Raw genomic sequence first — 25,186 nt, forward strand, 5'->3', positions numbered from 1 at the left:
AGGGCAGTAATGTCGAAGCCGAGTAGTACTAATAGCCCGAGACTTTCTTTTTCCGGGGAAAGGGTTGATATATCAGCAGGTGGTAGGTATAAATGCCTGTCATAAGCTCAAAGAAAATGAGTTACGTTAGAGTAACGTTGTCCAAAGTCAAACATCTTAAAAGGTATTAAGGTGGTTATAGCGTTGGGGATCCACCTCTTCCCATTCCGAACAGAGAAGTTAAGCCCAACCACGTCGATGGTACTGCGTAAAAGTGGGAGAGTAGATAGCCGCCGTTTTAGTAAGCGAGAGCTGAAAGGTAGAAAGGAGTTCATTCGAAAGAGTGGACTCCTTTTTGCATTTATTATGGTTTCACTTTTCTTTATTGGCATAATGGAACCGACTCCTTTTTTGTTTTATACAAATCCTTTATCTTTGTCCAAAAATCAATGCTTTATGATCAAGTCTTATATTTTATTTGTATTCCTTCTCGTATCCTCTGTTCTTTCTGCTCAGAAAGATATAAGTTATATCGTAGAAAAAGATGTTCCATATCGTACGACAGGCGATCCTTATGGCCTGGAACGTTGCAAAGTGGATATTTATTATCCGGAAAACCTGGAGGATTTCGGAACAGTCGTTTGGTTTCATGGCGGGGGACTGTCCGGTGGAAGTAAATTTATTCCGGATGAGTTGAAAAATTGCGGACTGGCAGTTGTTGCCGTCAATTATCGTTTATTACCCAAATGTTCTATTAAAGATTGTATCGATGATGCGGCCGCTGCGGTTGCATGGACTTTTAAGACAATCGAGAAATATGGAGGTAGCCGACAACGTATTTTTGTCTCAGGACATTCTGCAGGCGGCTATCTGACAAATATGATCGGATTGGATAAAAAATGGCTCCAGGTATATTCGATAGATGCCGATTCTATTGCTGCGTTAATACCTTTTAGCGGGCATGCTATCAGTCATTTTGCGTACCGGGAATCTTTAGGGATGAAAGAGACACAGCCCAGTATTGATGAATATGCCCCTCTTTATTATGTCCGTCCGGATGCTCCTCCTTTAATAATTGTGTCCGGAGACCGTGAAATGGAGATGCTGGGACGCTATGAGGAAAATGCATACTTCTGGCGTATGATGAAGGTGGCAGGACATAAAGAAACTTATTTGTATGAACTGGATGGCTATGATCACGGCTCGATGGCGGCTCCGGCTTTTCATATACTGAAGAATCATGTGAAAAAGATTTTGGAAACGCGTTGAAAGGGAGAAGAAAACCTGTTCCCGTGATTGACACGGGAACGGATTATATCATTCGTAGCGTACTGCTGTTCCGGCTGCTGTGACCATCAGCATACTTCCGCTCCCTCCTACAGTTTCATAGTCCAGGTCCACCGCAATGACAGCATTGGCGCCTAGGCGGGCAGCATGCTCGCTCATTTCCTGCAAAGCCGTATCTTTTGCTTCGCGTAACACACTTTCGTATGAGCCGGCCCGACCGCCTACGATATCGCGTATTCCAGCAAAAAAATCTTTGAATACATTTGCCCCGATGATTGTCTCGCCGGAAACTATTCCATAATATTGGGTGATCTTTTTCCCTTCGATGTTGTTTGTCGTTGTTAATAACATAGCTTTTTTATTTTATAGTCTGCAACAAATATATCCATTATATTGAATAGATGATTGGATTTGGAACAAATAAAAACGGGCAGAGGTTCATTTGTATGGAATCTCTGCCCGTCGTTTATCGGATGCCTATCCGTTTGTCATTGGATGCTTATCCGCTTGTGAACGGATAAGCATCGGATTTTTACGGATGTGTGTTCGTCATTTCAAATACAAGTTTACCACCTTTAACGATATCCTTATGCGAGATAAACGGAGTATCCAGTACTTTGCCGTTCAGTAAAACTCTTTCTATATATTTGTTCTCCGGACTGTTGTTTTCCACCCGGATCTCAAAAGCTCCCCCTTTCACGCGTATTAAAGCACGATCTATCATCGGACGTCCCAATGTGTAAACCGGAATACCCGGAGCAACCTGGTAGAAGCCTAATGCACTCATAACATACCATGCCGACATCTGTCCGCAATCTTCATTACCGATGATGCCATCCGGTTTATTCGTATAGAATTCACGCATAATATAGTCCAGGCGTTCTTGTCCTTTCCAGGGTGAATCCGTCCAGTTATATAAGTAAGCCATATGATGGCTCGGCTCGTTACCGTGAGCATACTGGCCGATCAGACCGGTGATATCGCCTGATGCATGTTCACCATCGACCTGTGAAGATGTTGTAAACAAAGTATCCAGACGTGTTTCCAATTCTTTCTTGCCACCGATCGTAGCAATGAAGTTATCCATATCATGCGGTGCGAAAAAACTCCACTGGAAAGCATTTCCTTCCGTATAATCACTTCTCATGTGTGCGGAGTAACGCGGATTGAACGGAGTGCGGAAAGTTCCGTCACCCATAATGGGACGCATCATCTTTGTTTCCGGGTCCAGATAACGTTTATAGTATTCCCCTTTGGCAGCATAAGCCTGTGCCAACGAATCCAATCCTGCTTTAGCAGCGATTTGTGAGATACACCAATCTTCATAAGCCATTTCCAATCCCCAGGATACGGATTCGGGAACGGAGTCAGCCGGAACGAAACCATATTTTTCTTTATAATAAGGATGGCGGGTGATCAGATCGAGTTCGCGTGTCCCCTTGAACTTTTCAGCCAGGTCTTCACGGTAAACAGAAGAACGTGCACCGGCTTCCGCCCATGTTTTCAGGTCACCGTCAGTCAGGTCTTTACAAACCAGGTCAGCCAGAACGGATACGGCAGGATAACCTACCATACAACCTGTGTAGCTGGAAGCTAACGGCCATTTCGGCAGGATACCGCCTTCTTTATATCCCTGTACCAATACTTTACCCCAGTCGGCAGCCAGATCCGGATTGATGATCGTCATCAACGGATGCAAGGCACGGAATGTATCCCACAAAGAGAATACGGAATAGTTCGTATAACCGGGTTCTGCCTTATGTACTTTTTTATCCATACCCAGATAGCGCCCATCTACGTCCTGATAAGCGAACGGAGCGATCATCGTATGGTATAGAGCTGTGTAGAAATTCACCATTACAGTAGGATCTGCCTGAATTTCGATTGCATTCAGCGCGTCGTTCCATATCTCAGCCGATTTGATGCGGGTGGCTTCGAAATCCCAGCCTGGAAGCTCTGCTTCGAGATTCTTTTCTGCTCCTTCCGTATCTACCATGGAAAGTGCCACCTTTACGTACAGAGGTTCTGCCTTTTCCGGGAATTTATAATGGAATTTCAGATCTTCGGCAGTATTGATACGCAGGAACAATGAATCCTGGCGTAATTTACCGTCGATATATTGGTATATTGTTTCGATAGGTTCAGAGAAGGTGATCCGGTAAGAAACCGAGTGGAAATGTGCCCACCCTTGTGTACGGACAGTACCTTCAACTGTCGAATCATTCACGAACAGGTAGCTGTTATCTACCAGTTTATGTCCCCAGTTCGGTTGGAGGATATGCCCCAGGTCGAGCATTACGCGGCGATCTTTAGGATTGTCGTAGGTGTATTTGTGGAAACCGACTTTATCAGTACTTGTCAATTCCACGTTTACGCCGAAGTTATCCAGGCGTACGGCGTAATAACCCGGAGTCGCTTTTTCGGTGTCCTTATTGAAAAGACCGACAGGTTTGATTGAGTCGGCACCGGAGAAAGGCAGTAATGCTACGTCCCCCAGGTCGCCGATACCGGTACCTGAAAGGTGTGTATGACTGAATCCGTAGATTTCCCGGTCGTCATAATGATAACCGCTACTGGCATCCCACCCCATGATATGAGTGTCGGGGCTAACCTGTACCATGGCGAACGGACGGGTGGCACCGGGAAAGGTATGTCCGTGGAATCCGGTTCCGATGAACGGATCGACATACTTGATTTCATCGCTTAATAAGCCGCTGCCGGGGGCTGACTGGCATCCTGCCAGCAGGCAAAGTACAGCAGCCTGGAGGAATAAGATCGTCTTTTTCACTTTTTATTTATTGATTTAGTTTGATATTATGCGTATCAATTATTTGTTAGAACTGCTACAAATATAATGAAAAAGAACTATATAGCGGTGTTTTTCTATCATCTGGTAAAAAAAAGTGACAGAAAACTGCAACCTTTTATCTGGGTTACTCGTCTAATATAACAGAGATGAGAACAGACGAATTCATAACAAGGATACTGCCGCTAAAAGACAACCTGTTACGGGTTGCTTTCAGGATCACCGGTAATGCAGATCGTTCGGAACAGATCGTTCAGGACGTTATGTTGAAGGTTTGGAATGAACGGGCCGCATGGATCGTAATAGAAGACCTTCCCTCTTATTGCCTGATGGTCACACGGAATATGGCGTTGGAAACAGTCAACTTAAAGAAGAAGCGAACAGAAAGTTTCGTAGTCAGATAATATTGTTTAAACAGCGAATATGGATTGTAACCGTATTACATTATTGTTGGACAAATACTGGGAGTGTGCTACCACTATTGAAGAAGAACGGGAATTGCGTCACTTTTTCTCGGCTGAAACATTGCCGCCGGAGTTACGCCCTTACCGTGCCTGGTTCATGTCTCCCGAAGCTGAGATCCTGCCACCGTTAGGGAAGGAGTTTGACTTGAAAGTTCTCCAGCGGATCAGCAGGGAGAAGAAACGGCGGCATCTTCGTCTTTTCTATTCATTTACCACCTTGGTAAGTGTCATTATTATCCTTTTGTTAGTCCTGTTGCTGACATCTTCTTTTATGATAGAGAAGAATTGCTGTGTTTGATATATTCTTACCTTTGCAGGAAATTTGAAAGATCATGTTCACGGTAATTGGAATCATGTTTGGTGGCATCGCTGCCGGATATCTTTTGCGGAAGGTGGAACTGCTGCAAAAGATCGGTAAGCCTATTTCTTATACAATCCTACTCTTGCTGTTTCTGCTGGGTATCTCGGTAGGGGCGAATGATGCGATTGTCAATAATCTGACAACATTGGGCGGACAGGCTTTTCTGATCGCTTTGGCCGGAACTGCCGGAAGTGTGCTGGCTGCCTGGGGCGTTTACCATTTCTTCTTTAAGGAAAGGAGGGGGGAATGAGGGGGAGTCTGATCGTTGTCGCTTTCTTTGCATTCGGCTGTATCCTGGGATGGAGCGGGTATCTGCCGGATGTAATCGTTGAAAATAATATGACTATGTATGTGCTTTACCTGCTGATGTTTCAGGTAGGGCTGAGTATCGGTAGCGATAAGAAGTTGAAAGAGATCTTGTGTAGTATCCGACCAAAACTATTGCTGGTCCCTTTGGCTACTATTATCGGGACACTGACAGCTTCGGCTCTGATCAGTCTGGTGATAACCAAATGGAGTGTGTTCGACTGTCTGGCGGTGGGTAGCGGATTTGCTTATTATTCATTGTCATCTATCTTAATAACGGAATTGAAGGAGGCCTCTTTGGGTGTCCAGATGGCTACGGAGTTGGGAACGATCGCATTGATAGCCAATATAATCCGTGAGATTATAGCTCTGCTGGGCGCTCCTTTATTTGTCAGGTATTTCGGCCGTTTGGCTCCTATCTGTGCCGGAGGAGCGACGACGATGGATACAACATTACCGATTATTACCCGTTATTCAGGAAAAGATCTGGTATTCGTTTCTATCTTCCACGGTATTCTGGTCGATTTTACGGTACCGTTCTTTGTCTCTTTTTTCTGTTCAATGTGAATAAGATAGTCAATAAAGATAGCATAATGACCTGTATGAGAAACTTACTGATTGCTATATTGCTGCTCATTTCGTTCTGCGCAGCCGGACAGCCGGGGCGAAGATTGGATAAATTGGGAGATAACGATGCGATCCCGGCCGGACAAGCCGCATTTTACGGTGATTTCATCCAACGCCTGAAAAAGTTTAAGAGCGGAGGTTATCCCCAGGATATCCGGATAATCAATATTGAGACGAACGAAGTATTTATCTTCAGGGTAAAGTCTACCTTTAAGACCTCCAAGGAAAATCCGTTCTGTTACCTGATCGAACCGGGAACGTATGCGATCCTGAATTATTGGTGGACGGAAAGTAAATGGTATGGCGGTAAATCCTATATGGAACCCATTTATAAAGGAGAAGACTCTATCCTGGAGACGGAACGGAAGATAAAGAACAAGGAACAACGCCCGGACGAACTGGTCCTGTTTAAATTTACCGTTGCCCCGAATACGCTGAACTATGCCGGCACCTGGCATTTCGAGCAATCCCCCGTTTATTTTACCGACGATAAGGAACAAGCCGACGATCGAATGAAAGATAAATATAAAAAGCTGGACTTTTCATCTTCCCGCATGGCGATACCCGATTAAAACAGTCTTTTTATCCGATATTAAATCACTACCTTTGTGGAAAGTATCCGTTAAAAAGGTTATTCCGTCATGATAAAGTATATAAAAGTTCCGACAGCCCTTGTTTCGGGTGATTGTACGCAAAGTTCGCTCCGGTTGGAAGGGGGAACTGTTATTGAGTCCTGCATTCATAGCATGGGATCTTCCGGTACGATGTTCCTTGAAGAACATATGCTGATGATGGTACTCGATGGTACGGTAACCCTCCATTACGGCAAACAAACCTATGTTGTCGGAAAGCATGAGATGATCTTGTTGCGAAAGGCGACGGTAGTCAGTTATGAAAAAGAGGGAAACCCCGATAATGCCGACATATTCGACAGCCAGATGTTTTGCCTGAAAGACGAGTTGCTGAAAGAGTTCCTTACGATGCAGCATGTCAATATTCCCCGTATGACGGAAGAGATCAGGAACACGGTCAATCCTATGAGCGACTGTCTGGTTGCCTTTGCCCATTCCCTGAAACCTTACTTCAATGCCCCGGCTTCCGTCAATCCTGGACTGTTGAAACTAAAGATCATGGAGATGCTGTATGACGTCTCGGAATGCAGCAAGAATATATTCCGCCAGATATTACAACTGCGTCAGCCTGTGCGGACAGATATCCGGCAGGTGGTGGAGCAACATTATGCCTCACCGATCACCCTCCCCGAACTGGCTTATCTTTCCGGTCGCAGCTTGTCGAGCTTCAAACGTGACTTCCAAAGTACTTATAATATGCCGCCTGCCCAATGGATACGTGAACATCGTCTGAGCCGGGCGAAAGAGATGCTGCAAAATACGGCGATGTCTGTTTCCGATGTCTGCTATTCGTTAGGCTTTGAGAATCCTACGCATTTCTCCCGTATCTTCAAAGATCACTACGGGATGCCCCCTTCCGAATTGCTGAATAAGAAAAGTATATTGAACTAAACAGTCATATTCTTTGAGCCGGATGGAAACTTCCGAAGACTTGTCTATCGTTAACTTTGTATGCAACTAATAGTAAAAGTAGCGATTATGAACAAGAAAATCATTATTCTGAACGGCAGTCCCCGTCTGAAAGGAAACACGGCAGGACTTATCGACGCATTTGTGCAGGGAGCGGAACAAACTGGGCATACGGTGAAAACCTTTAACCTGCAAAAGATGAATATCCATCCTTGCCTGGGATGTCTGGGAGGAGGTAAAAATCCGGACAGCCCTTGTACCCAGAAAGACGACATGGACCAGATCTATCCTGTTTATGAGGAAGCTGATATCGTAGTACTGGCATCACCGATGTATTACTGGAGCATTACCGCCCAGTTGAAAGCCGCTTTCGACCGTCTGTTTGCCGTAGCCGAAAAAGACGGAGATTACAGAAACCAGAAGAAAGAATGTATCATGTTGATGGCGGCTGAAGGAGATACCAGAGACAATTTTGAGCCGGTAGAACATTATTATCATGCTTTATTGAAACATCTGGAATGGAAGAATGCCGGTGAGGTATATGCCGGAGGTGTTATGAAGATCGGAGATATTAAAGGACATCCGGCTTTAGATGAGGCACGGCAGCTAGGTTTGTCAATCCAGTAATCCGATTATTTAACTGATATAAAAGAGCGGATCAAATCAGAACCATAAAACAGGCTACTGATTTAATCCGCTTTTTATATTTGCCAGGTATTTACTTTTTTACCGTCTGTAACATCACTTTCACCGCTTCTTCCAGTTGATGGTCTTCGCCTTTCAACTGTGATTCCGGGGTGTTGTAGATTTCAATATCCGGTTCCAGTTCATGGTTCTCCAGGTAGTTGCCTTGCATATCCTGGACACCAACCTGCGGAATACCGAATATAATAGATGGATCGATCTGAGCTTCCCACCAAACGGCTGTCATAGTTCCCGGTACGGGGGTACCGATCAGCTTACCGATACCCAATGTCTTGTATACCCAGGGGAAGCCGTGGGCGTTCGAATAGTTATCTTCGCAAACCAGTACACACGACGGTTTCAGCCATTTGTTGAACGGATCGCTACCGATATACTGTCCGCGTGGCATGAAACGCTGATATTCTTTACCGCTCAATAACGTAGCCAGGTCGTCATGCAACCAGCCGCCACCGTTGTGGCGGGTATCGACGATCACCGCTTCCTTGTTGCGGCAACGGCCCAGTAATTCGGAGTAGACTTCGCGGAAACTTTCGCTGTTCATGCCTTTGACATGTACATAGCCGATTTTTCCACCAGAAAGTTCGTCTACTCTCTTGCGGCAGTTTTCTACCCAACGTTTGTACAGCAGGTTCGACTGTTCACCGTAAGAGATCGGCTTAACCTGTTCCTCAAAACGTTCTTTCGTTGCCGGATTGTAAACGGACAATAGCACTTTTTTTCCGGTTTTTCCGCTTAACAACGGATAATAATCTTCCCCATTCTTAATCGGTTTCTCATTGATCTTTTCGATGATGCAACCCGGTTTGATCTTGGTATCTGCCAGGGTCAACGGGCCTTTTGCGATGATCTCGGCAATCTTCAAACCGTCGCCGTTGTAGCTGTTATCATAGAATGCCCCCAGGCAAGCCGTTGCCGGAGTAGAGGAGCTCCCATAGTAACGGGCACCTGTATGTGAACCGTTTAATTCGCCTAACAATTCCGATAACATTTCCTGGAAATCGTAATTGTTGTTGATGTGCGGCAAATAGCGGGCATATGCTTTCTTATAGCCTTCCCAATCGATGCCATGGATAGTCGGATCATAGAATTTGTCTTCCACCTGACGCCATACATGACTGAAAATATATTCACGTTCCTGTGGAGGACGGTAAGAAAATTCAGCTTTGAACGGGATGTTTTCAGTCTTGCTGTCCTTGACTGCTACCTTTTTCAATTGACCGCCCGATACAAGGAAGAGGTTTTCACCCTTTTTGTCGGTAAACATTGTTCCGCCCCCAACACCTTTTATCAATAGTTTGGTCGTATTTTCTTTAAAGTTGCGTTCCCACAGATCGTAACCGCTTTCAAAAGCGGCGCAGTAATAAAGTTTATCGCCTTTTGGTGTCAATACGGCATCTCCCATGTTGGAAGAATTGATTGTCAGTCGGATAACACGGTCTTTTCGATTCTCCAGGTCAAACTTCAACGGATCGACAGGTTTATCCTTGTCGTCTTTTTTATCTTTATCGTCTTTCTTTTTATCCGCTTTTTTCTCTTTGGAATCCTTTTTATCATCCTTTTTGTCCTTGTCCTTCTCTTTGTCTTTATCTTCATCTTCGATCAGGGCGAGTTCTTCTTTGCTCAGACGGAATTTATCGTAAGCTTCGGCGTCAAAGAACATGATATAGGTGTCGTCCTGTGAACCCCAGCTACCATGGCTACGGTAACCAGCCCGGTCGGACGACCAGATCATTGCTTTCCCATCGAGTACCCATTTGGGATTACTGTCCGAATAACCGCTTTCCGTCAGATTGGTAATATCTCCGCTGCCATCCGCTTTTACCAGTGCGATGTCTTTGTTATTCCATCCGCCGATAGCTATATATTGTACCAGGAACCATTTGCTGTCGGGTGACCATTGATAAGTCTGATCTCCGTCGCTGTAGGAGTAATTGTATTTACCGTCCAAGACTGTACGTACCTGTTTACTTTTCAGATTGATCACACGCAATGTCGTACGATCTTCCAAGAAAGCAACCTCTTTTCCGTCAGGTGAATAAGCCGGTTGGAAAGATGTTTTTTCCGTTACAACCAGCGGTTCCTCTTTTATTTCCTGGGCATAGGTAAAATACTTATCGTCTTTACGAACCAGGCTGCTCTGGTAGATACCCCATGTATCTCCTCGTTCTGCAGAATAAACCAGAGAACGACCGTCAGGGCTGAAATCAATATTACGCTCCTGTTGTGGTGTATCAGTGATCTGGCGGGTTGTCTCAAATTCAACGGAAGTAACATATACATCACCTCTTACGATAAAAGCCACCTCTTTCCCATTCGGAGATACGGCAATGCTGGTTGCTCCGTTCGACATCAGACGGTGGACCAGATCGTTCTCTGTCTGGTCAGAGATAATACTTACTTTAACTTTTGACGGTTGGCCGCCTTCTTTGACTGTATATATTTCACCGTCATATCCGTAGCAAAGCATTCCGTTATTGTCGGAAGTCAGGAAGCGGACGGGGTGTGTCGTATGATTGGTTATCTGTTTGCCATTTTTGCCGGTCAGGTCGTTTTTGAAAATGTTAAAACTACCTTTTTCTTCGCTCAGGTAATAAAAAGCTTTTCCGTCGGCTGTCCAGACCGGGTTACGGTCTTCACCGCGAAAAGTGGTGATCTTCTTGAAAGACCGCCCGTTATCCAATGAACATAGCCAGATATCACGTGTGATGGAAGACTGGTGATGTTTACGCCAGGGATCTTCATATCCTTTGAAGTCATTATACAACAGCTGGTTTCCGTCTTTGCTGAACGCTATATTTTCCATTGCCAGTGAAGAGTATAGCGTCGGTCGTCCTCCGGTCGTGCTGACCTGGTAGACCTGTGAAAACAGTGACGAAGGGAACTGGCTGTCTTTTACGTCCTGTTGGATAGAGGCTGTATAAAGAACATGGTCGTTGTCGCTGAATGTTTGAGGATATTCGCTGGCCGAATGGGTCGTCAGTTGAGTCGGTGCGCCTCCTTCTTTATTCATAATGAAGACGTCGAAATTTCCGTTACGGTCGGAAGCGAAAGCGATCCGTTTTCCGTCGGGCGACCAGACCGGACGTGTGTCATGAGCCTGATGGGTTGTCAACTGGGTGGCTTTACCACCGGTAGCCGGTACGGTATAGATATCACCTTTGTAGGTGAAAGCTATTGTTCCTCCGTCCGGAGAAATTGCCGGATAGCGCATCCATAACGGATCGTTGTCGGCAAAAACGGACCCTGTTAACAAAAGGGCCGATGTTAAGATTAGTAATTTTTTCATGCGTTTATGAATTTCTACAAAAGTACAGGATTATTTTCACACATGAAAAAAATTAGGAAGATCTCTCTATCTGATGTTCCTGGTATTCACTAGGACTTTCTCCAAAATGTCTTTTAAAACATTCACGAAAATATTTGGGTGAATTGAATCCGCACCGGTAAGCAATTTCACTGACAGTCAGATCACTGTCGGACAGGAGTTTTTTGGCCTGCTCCAATCGGATGTTCTTTAGAAAATCGTTGGGAGTCTGATTGGTCAGCTGCTTTATTTTTTTGTAGAAAGGAGTATGGCTCATACCCAGTTCTTTCCCCAGGTCGTCTATTTTCAAATCGGAATTGCTCAGGTTCTCCTTTATTATTCCGATCAGGTGAAGAAGGAATTGATTGTCTTTATCTTCAACAATAACTTTTTCGGGCTGAAGGGCCTGCAAGGTATTATTCCGTCGGGAGATAAGTATGCGGCTTTGCAGAATGTTTACAATTTTTGATTGCAGGATCGAGGGATTGAACGGCTTAGTGAGGTAATCGTCTGCACCGGCATCCAATCCCTCCACCTGATTCATGTCGGAAGCCAGGGCTGTCAACATGATGAAAGGAATGTGACAGGTATTGACATTCTGTTTTATATGTTTACAGAATTCTCTTCCGTCCATCTCCTGCATTAATATATCGGAAAGAATAACATCGGGTTGTTCCTTTTGAGCGATCTCCAATGCTTCCTTACCGTTTTCTGCAGTTAATATGTTGTAGGCATTTGACAAAAGGCTTGCGATATATATACGAAGCTCTTTGTTATCTTCCGCGATCAGAATAGTATGATGTTTAACCGCAGCTTCTTCATCCTGTTTTTTTTCGTTTATTTCGTTTGAAGGAACCGATAATGATTCCTTTTCCACTAAAGTCTTAATTTGCTGTTTGTCTGATTCTACGGACTCGATATAAGGAATTTCGACAATGAAAAGACTCCCTTTTCCTATCTCACTTTCTACTTTGATATTGCCTTGATGCAGACTCACTAATTTTTTTACAAGGGCTAATCCTATTCCGGTACCGGCCGTAATATCTTGTTTTATCTGGTAGAAACGTTCGAAGATAAACTCCTGCTGATCTTTCGGTATTCCTTTTCCTGAATCTTTGATGCAGATGTATATTTTTGAATTTGTTTCTTCCTTGTCTTTTCGTAAGGAAAGGATTATTTGTCCGTTTTCAGGTGTATGTTTAATCGCATTCGACAATAAATTGGAGATGATTTTCTGAATTATGACAGAATCTGCCTGACATATTAGAGCCTCCTCGTCATAATCGAACTGTAGGTTGATCCGTTTTTCTTTTGCTAAAGGGTAGAAGGGCTGGATCTCGTTTTTTAAAATGGCCGAGAGGTCGGAACAGACTGGCGAAAAGGAGAAAAATCCGGCTTCGGATTTCGAGAAATCAAGAAGTTCGTTTACTAATCCTAATAGTTTCAACCCATTATTTTGAATGATTTTCAGATATTCGTGTTGCATAGCCTTACCGACATTCTTGTTCAGTATACTGTTCACAGGACTGAGTATTAGTGTTAAAGGCGTTCGGAATTCATGGGTGATATTTGAAAAGAACTGTATTTTTAGTGAGTTTAATTTTTCCAGTTGCTTTCGTTCGAACTGCTCATTGGCCAATAAATTTCTCATTTTTATACGGTTGGTGTAAAAGCGGGTAATCAGGTAAAAGGTATAGATGATAATAATAATGTATATGGCATAGGCCCAAATGGTTCTCCACCAAGGAGGAAGGATAACGATTTTCAGCGTACTGCCATATTCATCCCATATTCCGTCGTTGTTGGAAGCGATAACCTGAAAGTGATAAGTTCCCGGATCCAGGTTGGTGAACATGACATTTCGTTGTTGACCAACGAATCTCCATTGGCTATCATAATTTTTTAACCGGTAGGCATATTGATTTTTTTCCGTGTTAGTATAGTTCAATGCTACGTAATGGAGGCTGAATACTGAATTTTCGGGAGAAATCCGAATCTCATTTTTTCCGGTGACCGGTAGATAATGTGTTTTTTCTATCTTTTCTTCCTGATCGTTATTATAGAACTGACAATCGGTAATAATCACTTTAGGCAGGTTGGGATTGACAGAAATTTGTTTGGGGTCGAAATGATAAATGCCATTGACGCAGCCAAAGAAAAATTTACCGTCCTGGTCATGTAAAAAGCTCATATTATTAAATTCCCGGTTCAGAATACCGTCCTCGGGACCGAAATTGGTAAATCTTTCATCATCTAAATTCAGACAACTTAAACCTTTGTCGGTAGAGATCCATAGGTGATTGTTATCCTGATCATACAATAAACCTTTTATCAGGTTGCCCGGCAGTCCGTCGTTAGTTGTATAATGTTGGATTTCTCCGGATTGGAGGGTATATTTTATAATACCGTTATACGTCCCCAGCCATAATATTTCGTTTATGAACCGGATGGGGGCGATTTTGTTTTTGTCTGCATACGGATTTTCTTGATCGGGTTGACAGATTAACTGAAATTCATTGCTAAATTCCTCATAGCAGAATAGTCCGCAGATGCTTCCTGCCCAAATCCTCCCTTCGCAATCTTCGTAAAGGGACAGGATATTGTTGGGGTTAAGTTGATTGTTGAATGTCCGGTAGAACTCTTCGAGTATTTGTTTTCCGGGGTTGTAACGGAATATTTTCCCTTGTGAGGTAGCAATCCAGATGTGATGCTTTTTATCTTCGATGATAAATTTGATAGTTGTGGAAGAGGACAGCTTTTGCCGGATAAGCCGCTCTATATGGCTTCTTTCCGGTTCCGGTCCAAGTATTTTCAATGATTTATCGTATGTTCCGATCCAGGTGAAACCTCTGGAGTCATATAGGGAACTATTGATAGGTGTGTCTTTTAATCCTGTAAACCTCTCATTTGCTTCGTGTGGAGCAATTTTATTGGTTGTTTTGTCATATATATAAAGACCTTTATTGTCTATGCCTACCAATAGCTTTTGTTCGCCTTGTTTACTAAGAGTCAAAACAGACTGGATACTGTTGTGCGAAAGGTCTTTTGACAAGATAGGGATATATTTGAATAGATTACGGTTGGGGTCGAATTTATTGATGCCTCCGTTGGTGGTACCGACCCATAAAATGTTGGTACGATCTTTATAAAGGCAAGTAACTGCGTCGGAGTTCAGGTTTTTATTATTGACAGTGCCAATGGTGGTACTATTTCCGGTTTGTGTATTATATTCGAGTAGACCGCTGTTTTCTGTCGCAATCATGATACGGGTATCGGAGATAGCACAGAGGCTCTGTATGTCTTTGATAGTTATAACCGGGGATGCCTCTCCGTATTTTAATAGTCCCTTTTCTTTACTTCCGATCCATAGTTCGCCGTTGGAAGCATTCAAAAAAGAAATAATGGAGACATGCGTATGGAGTGAGTCGAGTGATGTCTGATACATTTGTTTGCTTTTTGTATCTAAGTGCATAAGTCCGAGCTTTGAACAACCGATCAATAAAGAATCACGGTAAGAGGTAACCGTGCGGATAGGATCCTGGCGGATGGTAATATACGACTCCAGTTGTTTTTCTTTCGGTAAATAAGCGTATAGCATACCTCCGGCCGTACCGATCCAGAGTGTCTGATTTTGATCTTCGAACAGCGCCGTGACATGACGATTAGCAGGAGAATAGCCTGATAATTGTTCTAAATCGACATGTTCGAAATTATCTGTTTGAGGTTGGTAGTAACAGACTCCGTTGTTTGTTCCGATCCATAATCGCTCCGATGAATCATTATAAATAGTAGAGATATAATTTCCTTTTAATGAATGAATGTCATTAGGAATACTATAATATTCTCTCATTCGGTAACCGTCGTATTTATTTACTCCGTTGGTGGTGCCGATCCATATAAATCCCTGCGAATCCTGTTGGATACAGGTGATGTAGTTTTGTGATAGCCCATGTGTGGTTGTTATTTGCTCAAAATAATAGTCATATAAGGTTTGTGCATTTGTTACACCATGCAAGATCACGCAAAAAAATAACAAGTGTATTCTTTTTAGCGTTCGTATCCGGGGATTATCTAAAATTTGTAATGTATTCATTTCATTAAAACTGTGGTTGCTTAATAATAAATAGTACAAACGAACCTCTTACTTTGGTAAGCTCTGTTTGCTAATGGTAGAGGTATGATTTTCTTTGAAAAAATTAATGGTATTTTTGTTTTTACTCCTTTCTCTCTTTCCAGCTTCCAATTGTCATAAGCTAGCCGTTTTTCCTACAGTAAATCTCCTTTTATACGCTCTCCTATTTCTCAAATTTAGATTATCTGGTGAGATATATCCTCTTATTTTTAAAAAAAGTAGGATTTTTCTCCTTTTTGGTAGGATTTTTTCTTTTGACTGAGAATATACGACCTGTTTAAAACATATTTCAGAAACCTGTCTTGGGAGGGAAAATTACATTTGCCAATGTCTTTCGGATGAAATTCAAGCATGTAAATTTTCAATTATTAACTTTTAAAGAATGTTCCTGATGACACAAAAGGTATGGAAATATCTGGTACTCTTTCTGACTGGAAGTTTGTTTCTGTTTGTGGGTTGTTCGGAAAAGGAGAACAACAAAAAAGACGATAATGGCTCCATCGAAGAAATCTCTGCAGAACGGTTCCGCAGTAACCGTATATTCATTAAGCATGGGTTGCAGATACAATGTTGGTTGGCTACCGATAATTTCAAGTTAGCAGGTGAGGCAGGTCAACCGGCCTATGTGATGCAGCCGTCGGATTGGGCATTGACGGGATTTACCGGTCCGACTTTTTATGGTCCTCCTCTGGTCAACACCTCTTTTTTTAAACATTTCCCGGGAAATCAATGGGCTATTGCGAAAGCACCACATGGCGACCAGATAAAGGTTGGTCCCACCGATCATGAAAAGCAAAGCGGTTTCCTGTCAGACGATCAGAAAACTTATCTCGATAAACTGGTTACGATTTGTTTTGGCGATGAAGAGGTTTACTCCGATACGAATCTTTATTTCCTGAAAGATTGGTATTTGACGGCAAGAAAACATTATCCGGATGCCCTGTTACACAATAACCAATATCCGGGATTGTGGTCTACTTCCAATCTGCGCAAATATGTGAAGGTGGCCCTGCCGGATCTGATAACCTACGACAGGTACTATTTCCATACTTCTGACAACGACGATTATATCGGTGCGAGAGACATGTCCCAGCATCTGAAAACTTATCGTGATGTTGCTTTGGAAGGGTGGGATGGAAATAAAAAGGAGTATATCGCTTTCGGACAATACATTCAGGGATTTGTGAATCAAGGTACCTATAAACTGACCGAATCTCAGCTTCGCCTGTATTATTTTATGACTCTGACATTCGGCGGAAAATGGTTGAATTGGTTCCGTTATCTGCAAGGTGACGGCTATGGCGGAGCTACGGCACCGACTCCCTGGTCGCTCTTGTTTGAAAACGGTATACCGGGACGTCCTTCCATTTACATGACCTGGGCTAACCAGTGTAATAAGGAATGTTTGAATCTGGGTGATTACCTGGTTCGCCTGAAAACATCCGATGTACGTTATGTCGCCGGAACTTCCCGTTATTCGGAAGGGCAACCGGATAATGTCGATGTTTTCAATCCGGCAGGTAGTTGTATCAAGCAAATCTGCGGACGTTTTTTTATTGACGGACTTGAGGCGGATGACGGTGCCGACCTCTATCTGGGTTATTTCGATATTATACCGAAAGAAGAACAGGGCGATCCCTCTTTTTTCAGGAAACAGAATGCCGATTTCTTTATGGTGACTAACGGTATGGCATCGAAATTGGAACAAGAGGCAACAGCCCTTAGCCAGATGGTGACACTCACGCTCGATTTATCTGATTTTGACAATCAAAAACTCTATTGGGTCAACACGGAAACCGGTGAAAAAGAGGAGCTGGAAGCCGTGAACAGAACAGAAGAAGGTTCGACCTACAAATTCTTGTTGAAAGGTGGAACCGGAACTTTATTTATTGTGGAATAATCTTATTTTAAACGTGTTATTATGAGAAAAACAAAAACTAATTGTGCAAATGTGATCTTTCCGTTGCGGCATTATTCGCTGTTTTGGGGGATTACCGGTATTTCTTTGCTGGGGGCAGCAAATGCTTCTGCGGAAAATGTATCAGAACAATCGTCAGAGAAGGTCTCTTCCGTGTTACAATCCGTTCAGTCGAAGTTGAGAATCCGCGGGCAGGTATATGAAAAACTGGCCAATCCGATGCCGATGGTGGGCGTGAATATTACAGTGAAGGGCAAGCCGGTAGGTGTGACCACCGATATGGACGGTATTTTCGATATAGAGGTCGATAAGGGAGATGTACTGGTTTTCTCGTTTATTGGCTTTAAGACGGCGGAATACAGGGTGGAACGGCGTGAAGCTAATCTGGTTATTTCTTTGGAGGAAGATGTTAATACGTTGAACGAGGTAGTGGTAACGGGTATCTCGGAAGAACGTAAACTGAATTCTATTTCCGCCATATCGCAGGTTAAGATTGAAGCGAATGTGGTCAATAAACCGATTACTTCTTTATCGCAGGCATTACAAGGTGGGATTACAGGTATTTCCGTATCGCAGGGAAGCGGTCTTCCCGGTGGCGATGCTGCCACGATCAAAATCCGTGGTATATCGACGATTGGCAACAGCGACCCGCTGGTTCTGGTAGATGGTATTCCTATGGATATGAATCAGCTGGATCCGAACACCATCGAGAGTGTGACTGTACTGAAAGATGCTGCCGCCGCGGCTGTTTACGGTTCACGTGCAGCCAATGGTGTGATTGTCGTAAAAACCAGACGAGGGGATGTGGGGAAAGTAACCGTGAATTACAGCGGATACGGAGGTGTGCAGAAGGCTACCTATATGCCCGAATTTGTAAATGCTCCTACTTACATGCGAATGGTAAATGAAGCCTATGGTAATATCGGAGGAGATCCGGTGTATTCAAGCTCGGCTATTGCAACAACAGAGGCTGGGACCGATCCGTTACATTACCCGAACACGGATTGGATGGATTTACTTTGGAAAAACCAGGTGTTGCAAAATCATTCGCTCTCCATTTCCGGAGGTAATAATGTTGCCCGTTTCGCAATTACCGGTAATTATCTGAAACAGGATGGATTTATGGATAATTATGATTATAACCGGTTGAATTTGCGTGCCAATACAACAGTTAATCTGAGGGAGAACATCAGTGTCGATGTCGACCTGAATATGATACGTTCCAGCCAGCGTACACCCTCGGTGGCTGATTCGGGAGGTTTGGATATGTTGTACTTATTGTATGGTATCCCGCCGACAATTGTAAGTAAATATCCGGAACGTGAGAACGACCCGAATACGTATTATGGCAATTATGGTTCCAACATGCAAAACCCTTTGGCGCAGTTGGAGCAAGGGGGATACACACAGAACGTAACCGATAATATCAGTGTGAATTTACAGCCTCGCTGGACTATCATCCCTTCCCTCACCTGGCGTGGTCAATTCAGCTACCGCGTAAATAGCAGTACCAAAAAAGAAGAACGTCATGCATTTAATTTCTTCGACTACGACAACGGACAGCTTCTGGCAACCTGGGGAAACCGTTTTGCTGCCGGCCTGACCCGCTCCAGCTATTATTACCTGGGTACGACATTGGAATATACCCTTGAAAGAGATAAGCATCGTTTGTTTGCTATCGGAGGTACAAATGTTGAGTTGAATAATTCGGATGCTTGGAACGAGTATTCTATGCATTCTGCATTCATAAAGGCAAATTATACATTCAACGACCGCTATCTGCTGGAAGGAACCCTGCGTGTAGACGGATCTTCCCGCTTCGGTAAGAAACATAAATATGGATACTTCCCTTCTGTCGGTTTGGGATGGAATATATCGGAAGAGTCTTTTATGAAAGATATTAAGGAGATTAATAACTTAAAACTGAGAGCTTCTTACGGGCAGCTGGGCAACGAGAACATCGGTCTATATAAATACCAGACCTTGATCGATCCGGGTAACGGTAATGAAACGACATTCGGTAATCCGGACATCAGTTGGGAAAAAGTGAATATGTTCGATATCGGTGCCGATATCAGCCTGTTCAACGGAATGATTGACATCGTATTCGATTATTACGACAAACGAACCTCGGATATTTTGCTGACACCCCCTAACTCAATGGTCGGAGGTATGGGAACAACGACGATCAACGCAGGGCGTGTAAATAACAAAGGATGGGAGCTAAGTGTAAATGTTGCAAAGAAGTTCGGGGATTGGGATTTCTCTGTTTACGGTGGTGTCTCACAGAATAAGAACAAGATAACTGATCTGCTCGGTGGTCCTTATGATAATGGGAATTCGATCCATACCGAAGGGCATGCCTTGAATAGTTTCTATATGTATAAATCAAAAGGGTTGTTGCAGGAAGACGATTTCACAACCGGTGCCGACGGAACACTGGTTCCCAAAGAAGGTGTCGTCATTATCGATGGACAGAAACCTGGTGATATCCATTATGTAGACGTAAACGGTGATAAAGCCATTACTGCCGACGACCGTGTGATTATGGGTAACAGCGAGCCTAAGTTTAACTATTTTGCTAATATCACTGCCAGATGGAAAGGTATCGACCTGGAAATTTTATTTCAGGGGGTAAGAGGTGTCGAAGCCTATTATGGCGGTAATTTCGCAGTGCCTTTGCGTTTGGACGGAAACTCGACGACTCCGCAGGAATTCCATTTGGATTATTGGACTCCGGAAAATCCGGGTGCCTTTTTCCCGCGATTGACTCCGACACCGGGAAATAACTCTCTGTCTTCCGATTATTGGAAGTTTGATGCTAGTTATTGCCGTGTGAAATATATTCAATTGGGATATACCTTCAAGCAGGACTGGACGCGTAAATTCTTTGTAAATAACCTTCGTCTGTTTGTGAACTTTCAAAATCCGTTCACTTTGTCTGCCGAAAGTCGTGTAGATCCTGAAGGACGTGGAGGTCATACGACTTATCCGATGGTTAAGACTTATTCAGCCGGTTTAAATATTACATTTTAATAGATTACAAATATGAAAAAATATATTTATATATTGGGTTTGGCTCTGGCTATGAGCAGTTGTGAGGATTTTTTGACACGTGACGATCCTCAGGGTATTACGGATGAAGAATTCTGGAAAACCAGCGGACAGGTTGAATCCGTTTTAGGACAGTGTTATAATTTACCGCACGGATTTCACCACTATACAGCACCGTATGTCTCGATGGTTCATGCGGAAGGATTAACGGATAATTCTTATCATGGAGCCGATTACGAAGGATGGATTGTTTCGGTAGCGAACGGCACCGTCACAGCTGAAGAGGGTAAAATGAAAGATTTATGGTCTGAGCGTTATAAAATTATCCGGAAATGTTGCCGTCTGCTTGAGAATATGGACAGAGCTTACTTTGTCGATGAACCGGAACGTGAGAAGATACGGGGAGAAGCGATCATCCTGCGTGTCTATTACCATTGGGAGTTAATGCGTTGGTATGGTTTGGTAGAGGGCATTCCTATCGTTGATCATTCACTTACCCCAGTCGAGAATTTTATGCCCCGTTCTTCGGCCAGCGAGGTATACGACTGGATGCTGAATGAGCTTGACAGGGCAATCGCTGTTGCCGATTTGCCTTTCAAATATGACGATAGTCGTAAAACCAAAGTAGACCGTTCGGTAGCCTATGCATTGAAGTCGATCATAGCCTTGAATGCAAAACGATATGAAATTGCCAGGGATGCAGCCAAAAGGATCATCGATTCCGGAGAATATGAATTGTATTATACTTCTCAGGCTGACAATGATCCGGGTAAGAATTTCCGCGATTTATTCCGCTCGGTAGGTCAGAATAATAAAGAACGTATTCTCTATACATCTGCAGGATTGCGGGAAGCCTTTTTCCGTAGTGCAGGTCCCGGGTTAGGGCAACAATGTACAGTGCATCCATTGCAAGGGTTTGTCAATGCCTTTGAAACGAAGCAAGGAAAGACATTGGACGAGTTGGGAACCGATTCCTTAGATATCTATTCCCGTAACCCGTTATACCATAATAACAGAGATCCGCGTTTAGGTTTATCGGTTATTATGCCGGGCGACAGTACAACTTTTACAGGTTATACTTATAATCCTTTTAGTGACGGACCGGAAGCTATCGGACGGCCAAATGCAACACGTTCCGGTTTTATGCTGAAGAAATTCATAGACCCGCTGGACCGAAACAAGCCGTATAACGGATCGAATGCATTCTATATTATTCGTTATCCGGAAATTTTGCTGAATTATGTAGAGGCTCTGATCGAACTGGGCGATTGGCAGAATGCCGATGTCCTGAGATACATCAATGACATTCGCCGTCGTGCTGATATGATAGAAGCGACTGCCGGTGTTTACAATGCGCAAGACAAAGTTCGTCAGTTGATGCGCCGCGAACGGAGAGTTGAGTTAGCCTTTGAAGGAACGCGTTATCTGGATATCCGTCGGTGGGGAATAGTGAAAGAAGTAATGGAAGGTCCTATCTTCGGAGCTATTCATCCTGATACAGGTAAGCCGATCCAAATTGAAGAACGAATCTTTATTTCCGGCAAAAATGAAGTATATCCTATCCCGCAGTCGGAAATTCTGGCGAATAAAAATATGACTCAAAACAAGGGTTATTTTGGTAACGAATAAAAGTCTGTAAATCAATATTGGGAGAAAAAGAGTAAGGCTGTTCAACAAATCTTGAACAGCCTCTCTTACTTCCGGCTTGATATTTATAGAGAAAATGATGTATATTAATAGTTAAAGATATGATTATAAGATTTTTGACCTTTTGTTCCTTTTGTTGTGCACTTCTTCTGTCCGGATGTATACAGGAACAAAAAAGTTTTACCTTCGATAATGCTTGCATTGTGATCAGTTCTGATCCGACCAGTTCTGTCCGGTTGGCAGCAACAGAGTTACAGTATTTCATTCATAAAACAACAGGTTTTTGTCCGGAGATTATTTCCGAATTACCCTCTGAAAAGACCAGAGCCATTTTTGTTGGAAAAAGTGCGTACACAGAAAAAATGAAATATCCGGATAGACCCTTTGAAGAACAGGAATATTTGATCGACATCACTTCCGGACATATCGTTTTGATCGGTCAGGATGAAGACTATCAGTCGGATGCCGAACGTAATAAAGGACGGGACAATAACGGTCTTTCTCCGGAAAAAGACCGGCTTGTACTGAACTATGCAGCTGCAACCGGTGATTCTTCCGTAAAAGACGTTATGTTTGCTCTTCCTTCTATCTATGATGCACAAGGCACCTGCTATGCTGTTTACGACTTCATCGAACGTTTCCTGGGGGTACGTTTTTTCGGTCCCCATCCGGAGAATGTCTTTATTCCCGCCGCAAAGAAAATAAAAATCGATCGACAACAAATTCGCCGGACTCCGGCAATCAAACATCGCCATACAACATATACTTTCGATTGGCCGCTTATTAAAGACCAATATATAGGAGCCAGTGTAGAAATGCAGCAACTTTTTCTCCGCCGCTTGCGGATAGGAGGGCGTAAATGGGCCTCTAACCATGCTTTTACCGGCTATCAGGCCCGTTTTTTGCAAACACATCCCGAATACTTTGCCAAAGGTCGTGGCGGAGGAGCTTCTGAACGGCAATTCTGCTATACCAATACTGGATTTATCAGGCAAGTAGCCCAGGATGCCATTAATTATTTTAAAGGAGGAGGAACTATTGCCGAACAGGTTGCCCTGGGTGATTATTTTGCAGTTGTCCCATTGGATAATGCCAGCTGGTGTACCTGCAATGCCTGTCAACAGGAATTGGCTTTGGATAAAGAGAATATTGTTGGAGAGCATTTTAATTGCGGAACGGCCACACATTATATGTGGAACTTTATTAATAATGTAGCCCGGGAAGTCAAAAAGGAAGTGCCGGATAAAAAGATTGCAGCTTTGGCTTATCATGTTTATGCTTATCTGCCAAAAGATGTGGAGTTGGAAGATAATATATCGGTTGCTCCCTGCCTGCATCCACGAAACTATTGGGCTCCGGGGATGGAAAGAAATGAGATGAGTTTTTATAAAGCCTGGATAGAGGAAAGTAAGAAGTCAGGGCGGGATATTTACCTGTGGAATTATTTATGTTTTCCAACGGAACGTGGGTTGGTCACGGACTTTCACGTATTCCCGGGTTTCAATATCCATAAAACAAGTGAACAACTTCGTATGTATGCTTCCGATCAGGTAAAAGGTATTTTCTTATGTGGTACCGGCGAGCAACTGGATTTTTATATTACAATGAAATTGATGGATGATCCCAGTCTCGATACCGATGTCTTGCTGGATGATTTTTTTACCAACTATTTTGGTTCTGCCGCATCCGCCATGAAACAGTTTTATCTGAAGATAGAGTCGGTGTATAGCGATCCGAAGAATTATCCTGAAGAAATTCAAACCAAAGATGCCCAGTACCACCAGACTGAAGAGCTTGCCTGGAAATATCTGGGGACAAAGGAGGTGATGGACGAATTGGGTGAATACATAGCTGATGCCCGAAAGACCGCTTCGAATGAGATTGAAAAATCTCGTGTGGAAAGCTGGGTAAAAGGTATTTGGGAGTATATGATGGAAGGCTATCATGCTTACAATCAAAAATAGAGACATTTATTTTTTACCTGATAGCACTCAATGTCTCCGATAAATGCGGGTTGAAGTTGTTCTGTAATATTCGAAAATAGAAACTAAAAAACCAAAACAAAGTAATATAAGTATATGTTTAATAAATATGAAGTATAGTCAATAAGGCGAGATAGTTAACAATTTATTCCTATACAAATACTATTTAAAAACAAATTTTGATCACTAATGAAAAAGTATGTTGCAGAGATGATCGGGACAATGGTGCTTGTCCTGATGGGCTGCGGTAGCGCAGTGTTCGCAGGGACGGTTCAGCCGTTTGCATCGGTGGGTACGTTAGGTGTTGCTTTTGCTTTCGGGCTGGCTGTTCTGACGATGGTTTACACGATTGGAAAAATTTCCGGTTGTCATATTAATCCGGCTATTACGCTGGGTATGTTGCTCTCTAAAAGGATTTCGGGAAAAGATGCGGGAATGTATATGGTATTCCAGGTGATCGGTGCGATCATCGGCTCGTCCATCCTGTTTATCTTAGCGAAAGATTCAGGTTCGACTACGACATTAACGGGGGCGAACGGTTATCACGATCTCGTCCAGGCTTTTGTCGCCGAAACGGTATTTACATTCATCTTCCTGCTGGTGGTTCTGGGTTCTACATCCAAAGGAGCCAATAACAAGTTTGCCGGTATTGCTATCGGTTTGGCTCTGGTATTGATCCATATTGTTTGTATTCCTATCACCGGGACATCCGTGAATCCGGCACGTAGTATCGGTCCGGCTTTGTTCCAGGGTGGTGAAGCTCTCTCTCAATTATGGTTGTTTATCGTAGCTCCGTTCCTGGGTGCAGCTATTGCTGCCTTTGTATGGAAAGGCATTGATACGGAAGAGGTATAATCCTTTGTTACTACATTTATATTCCAATCCCCGGAGGACAGTTGTTTTCCGGGGATTTTTTGTTTGACAAATTGATACTACTATGCCATGTAAATTGGGTTACTATACCGGATAAATGAAAATACCTCCGCGACTAATATTTTTTAACGTATCAATAAGTTTGTGGAAGTATGGATATTGATGCAAATTGTCAGTCTCTTTTTCTACCTTTGCCCGTA

The 25,186-nt window shown here is 43.3% G+C and carries 17 protein-coding genes and 1 rRNA gene; 14 read left to right on the forward strand and 4 right to left on the reverse strand.

Annotation, left to right across the window (positions count from 1 at the left end; all coding sequences use genetic code 11):
* Positions 1–167: 167 nt before the first annotated feature.
* Both rrf and IEY67_RS09255 read left to right on the forward strand, forming a co-directional pair.
* A 5S ribosomal RNA gene (gene rrf, locus IEY67_RS09250) occupies positions 168–278 on the forward strand.
* Positions 279–435: 157 nt separating this feature from the next.
* Positions 436–1,248 carry an alpha/beta hydrolase gene (locus IEY67_RS09255; RefSeq protein ID WP_122357219.1) on the forward strand — a complete coding sequence of 271 codons (813 nt, stop codon included), beginning with the start codon at positions 436–438 and terminating at the stop codon, positions 1,246–1,248.
* A 48-nt stretch (positions 1,249–1,296) separates the two neighbouring features.
* Here the strand turns inward: IEY67_RS09255 and IEY67_RS09260 are convergent, their stop codons facing one another.
* Together IEY67_RS09260 and IEY67_RS09265 are read right to left on the reverse strand one after the other, a co-directional pair.
* Complete coding sequence (locus IEY67_RS09260; RefSeq protein ID WP_122357216.1) at positions 1,297–1,617, reverse strand: YbjQ family protein; 321 nt, start codon at positions 1,615–1,617, stop codon at positions 1,297–1,299.
* 181 nt (positions 1,618–1,798) lie between these two features.
* Positions 1,799–4,054, reverse strand: a complete 2,256-nt coding sequence (locus IEY67_RS09265; protein WP_183668116.1) for a GH92 family glycosyl hydrolase — start codon at positions 4,052–4,054, stop codon at positions 1,799–1,801.
* Between the two features lie 167 nt (positions 4,055–4,221).
* Between IEY67_RS09265 and IEY67_RS09270 the strand changes: the two genes are divergently transcribed.
* The 7 genes from IEY67_RS09270 to IEY67_RS09300 all read left to right on the forward strand — a co-directional run bounded on the left by IEY67_RS09270 (position 4,222) and on the right by IEY67_RS09300 (position 7,998).
* Entirely contained in the window at positions 4,222–4,476 is a 255-nt protein-coding gene (locus IEY67_RS09270; protein ID WP_122373907.1) for a sigma factor, read from the forward strand.
* A 19-nt stretch (positions 4,477–4,495) separates the two neighbouring features.
* Positions 4,496–4,834, forward strand: a complete 339-nt coding sequence (locus IEY67_RS09275) for a PG0215 family putative anti-sigma factor (RefSeq protein ID WP_122357213.1) — start codon at positions 4,496–4,498, stop codon at positions 4,832–4,834.
* 34 nt (positions 4,835–4,868) lie between these two features.
* Positions 4,869–5,147: a LysO family transporter gene (locus tag IEY67_RS09280; protein ID WP_122357212.1), complete on the forward strand. Its 279-nt coding sequence runs from the start codon at positions 4,869–4,871 to the stop codon at positions 5,145–5,147.
* Entirely contained in the window at positions 5,144–5,770 is a 627-nt protein-coding gene (locus IEY67_RS09285) for a LysO family transporter (protein ID WP_122357211.1), read from the forward strand. The genes IEY67_RS09280 and IEY67_RS09285 overlap by 4 nt, the downstream gene beginning before the upstream one ends.
* A 35-nt stretch (positions 5,771–5,805) precedes the next feature.
* On the forward strand, positions 5,806–6,402 hold the full coding sequence (locus IEY67_RS09290) for a hypothetical protein (protein WP_122357218.1): 597 nt from the start codon (positions 5,806–5,808) through the stop codon (positions 6,400–6,402).
* A gap of 69 nt (positions 6,403–6,471) precedes the next feature.
* Entirely contained in the window at positions 6,472–7,353 is an 882-nt protein-coding gene (locus IEY67_RS09295) for an AraC family transcriptional regulator (protein ID WP_183668118.1), read from the forward strand.
* An 87-nt stretch (positions 7,354–7,440) separates the two neighbouring features.
* Positions 7,441–7,998 carry a flavodoxin family protein gene (locus IEY67_RS09300; RefSeq protein ID WP_183668120.1) on the forward strand — a complete coding sequence of 186 codons (558 nt, stop codon included), beginning with the start codon at positions 7,441–7,443 and terminating at the stop codon, positions 7,996–7,998.
* A 91-nt stretch (positions 7,999–8,089) separates the two neighbouring features.
* Here the strand turns inward: IEY67_RS09300 and IEY67_RS09305 are convergent, their stop codons facing one another.
* Together IEY67_RS09305 and IEY67_RS09310 are read right to left on the reverse strand one after the other, a co-directional pair.
* On the reverse strand, positions 8,090–11,362 hold the full coding sequence (locus IEY67_RS09305; protein WP_183668122.1) for a S41 family peptidase: 3,273 nt from the start codon (positions 11,360–11,362) through the stop codon (positions 8,090–8,092).
* Positions 11,363–11,414: 52 nt separating this feature from the next.
* A complete protein-coding gene (locus IEY67_RS09310; protein WP_183668124.1) occupies positions 11,415–15,473 on the reverse strand; it encodes a hybrid sensor histidine kinase/response regulator transcription factor in 4,059 nt (1,352 codons plus the stop codon).
* A gap of 430 nt (positions 15,474–15,903) precedes the next feature.
* Here IEY67_RS09310 and IEY67_RS09315 point away from each other — a divergent pair, with 430 nt between their 5' ends.
* The 5 genes from IEY67_RS09315 (at position 15,904) to IEY67_RS09335 (ending at position 24,968) form a co-directional block, all read left to right on the forward strand.
* Positions 15,904–17,412, forward strand: a complete 1,509-nt coding sequence (locus IEY67_RS09315) for a hypothetical protein (RefSeq protein ID WP_183668125.1) — start codon at positions 15,904–15,906, stop codon at positions 17,410–17,412.
* Positions 17,413–17,433: 21 nt separating this feature from the next.
* Complete coding sequence (locus IEY67_RS09320; RefSeq protein WP_183668127.1) at positions 17,434–20,466, forward strand: SusC/RagA family TonB-linked outer membrane protein; 3,033 nt, start codon at positions 17,434–17,436, stop codon at positions 20,464–20,466.
* A gap of 12 nt (positions 20,467–20,478) precedes the next feature.
* Positions 20,479–22,113 (forward strand): RagB/SusD family nutrient uptake outer membrane protein, encoded by a 1,635-nt coding sequence (locus IEY67_RS09325; RefSeq protein ID WP_183668129.1) that lies wholly within the window; start codon positions 20,479–20,481, stop codon positions 22,111–22,113.
* Positions 22,114–22,232: 119 nt separating this feature from the next.
* On the forward strand, positions 22,233–24,095 hold the full coding sequence (locus tag IEY67_RS09330; protein ID WP_183668131.1) for a DUF4838 domain-containing protein: 1,863 nt from the start codon (positions 22,233–22,235) through the stop codon (positions 24,093–24,095).
* 207 nt (positions 24,096–24,302) lie between these two features.
* Positions 24,303–24,968, forward strand: coding sequence for an MIP family channel protein (locus IEY67_RS09335; protein WP_122373897.1), 666 nt, complete (start codon positions 24,303–24,305; stop codon positions 24,966–24,968).
* The last annotated feature ends 218 nt before the right edge of the window (positions 24,969–25,186 follow it).

It is taken from the genome of Parabacteroides faecis, from assembly GCF_014647375.1.
GTDB lineage: Bacteria > Bacteroidota > Bacteroidia > Bacteroidales > Tannerellaceae > Parabacteroides > Parabacteroides faecis.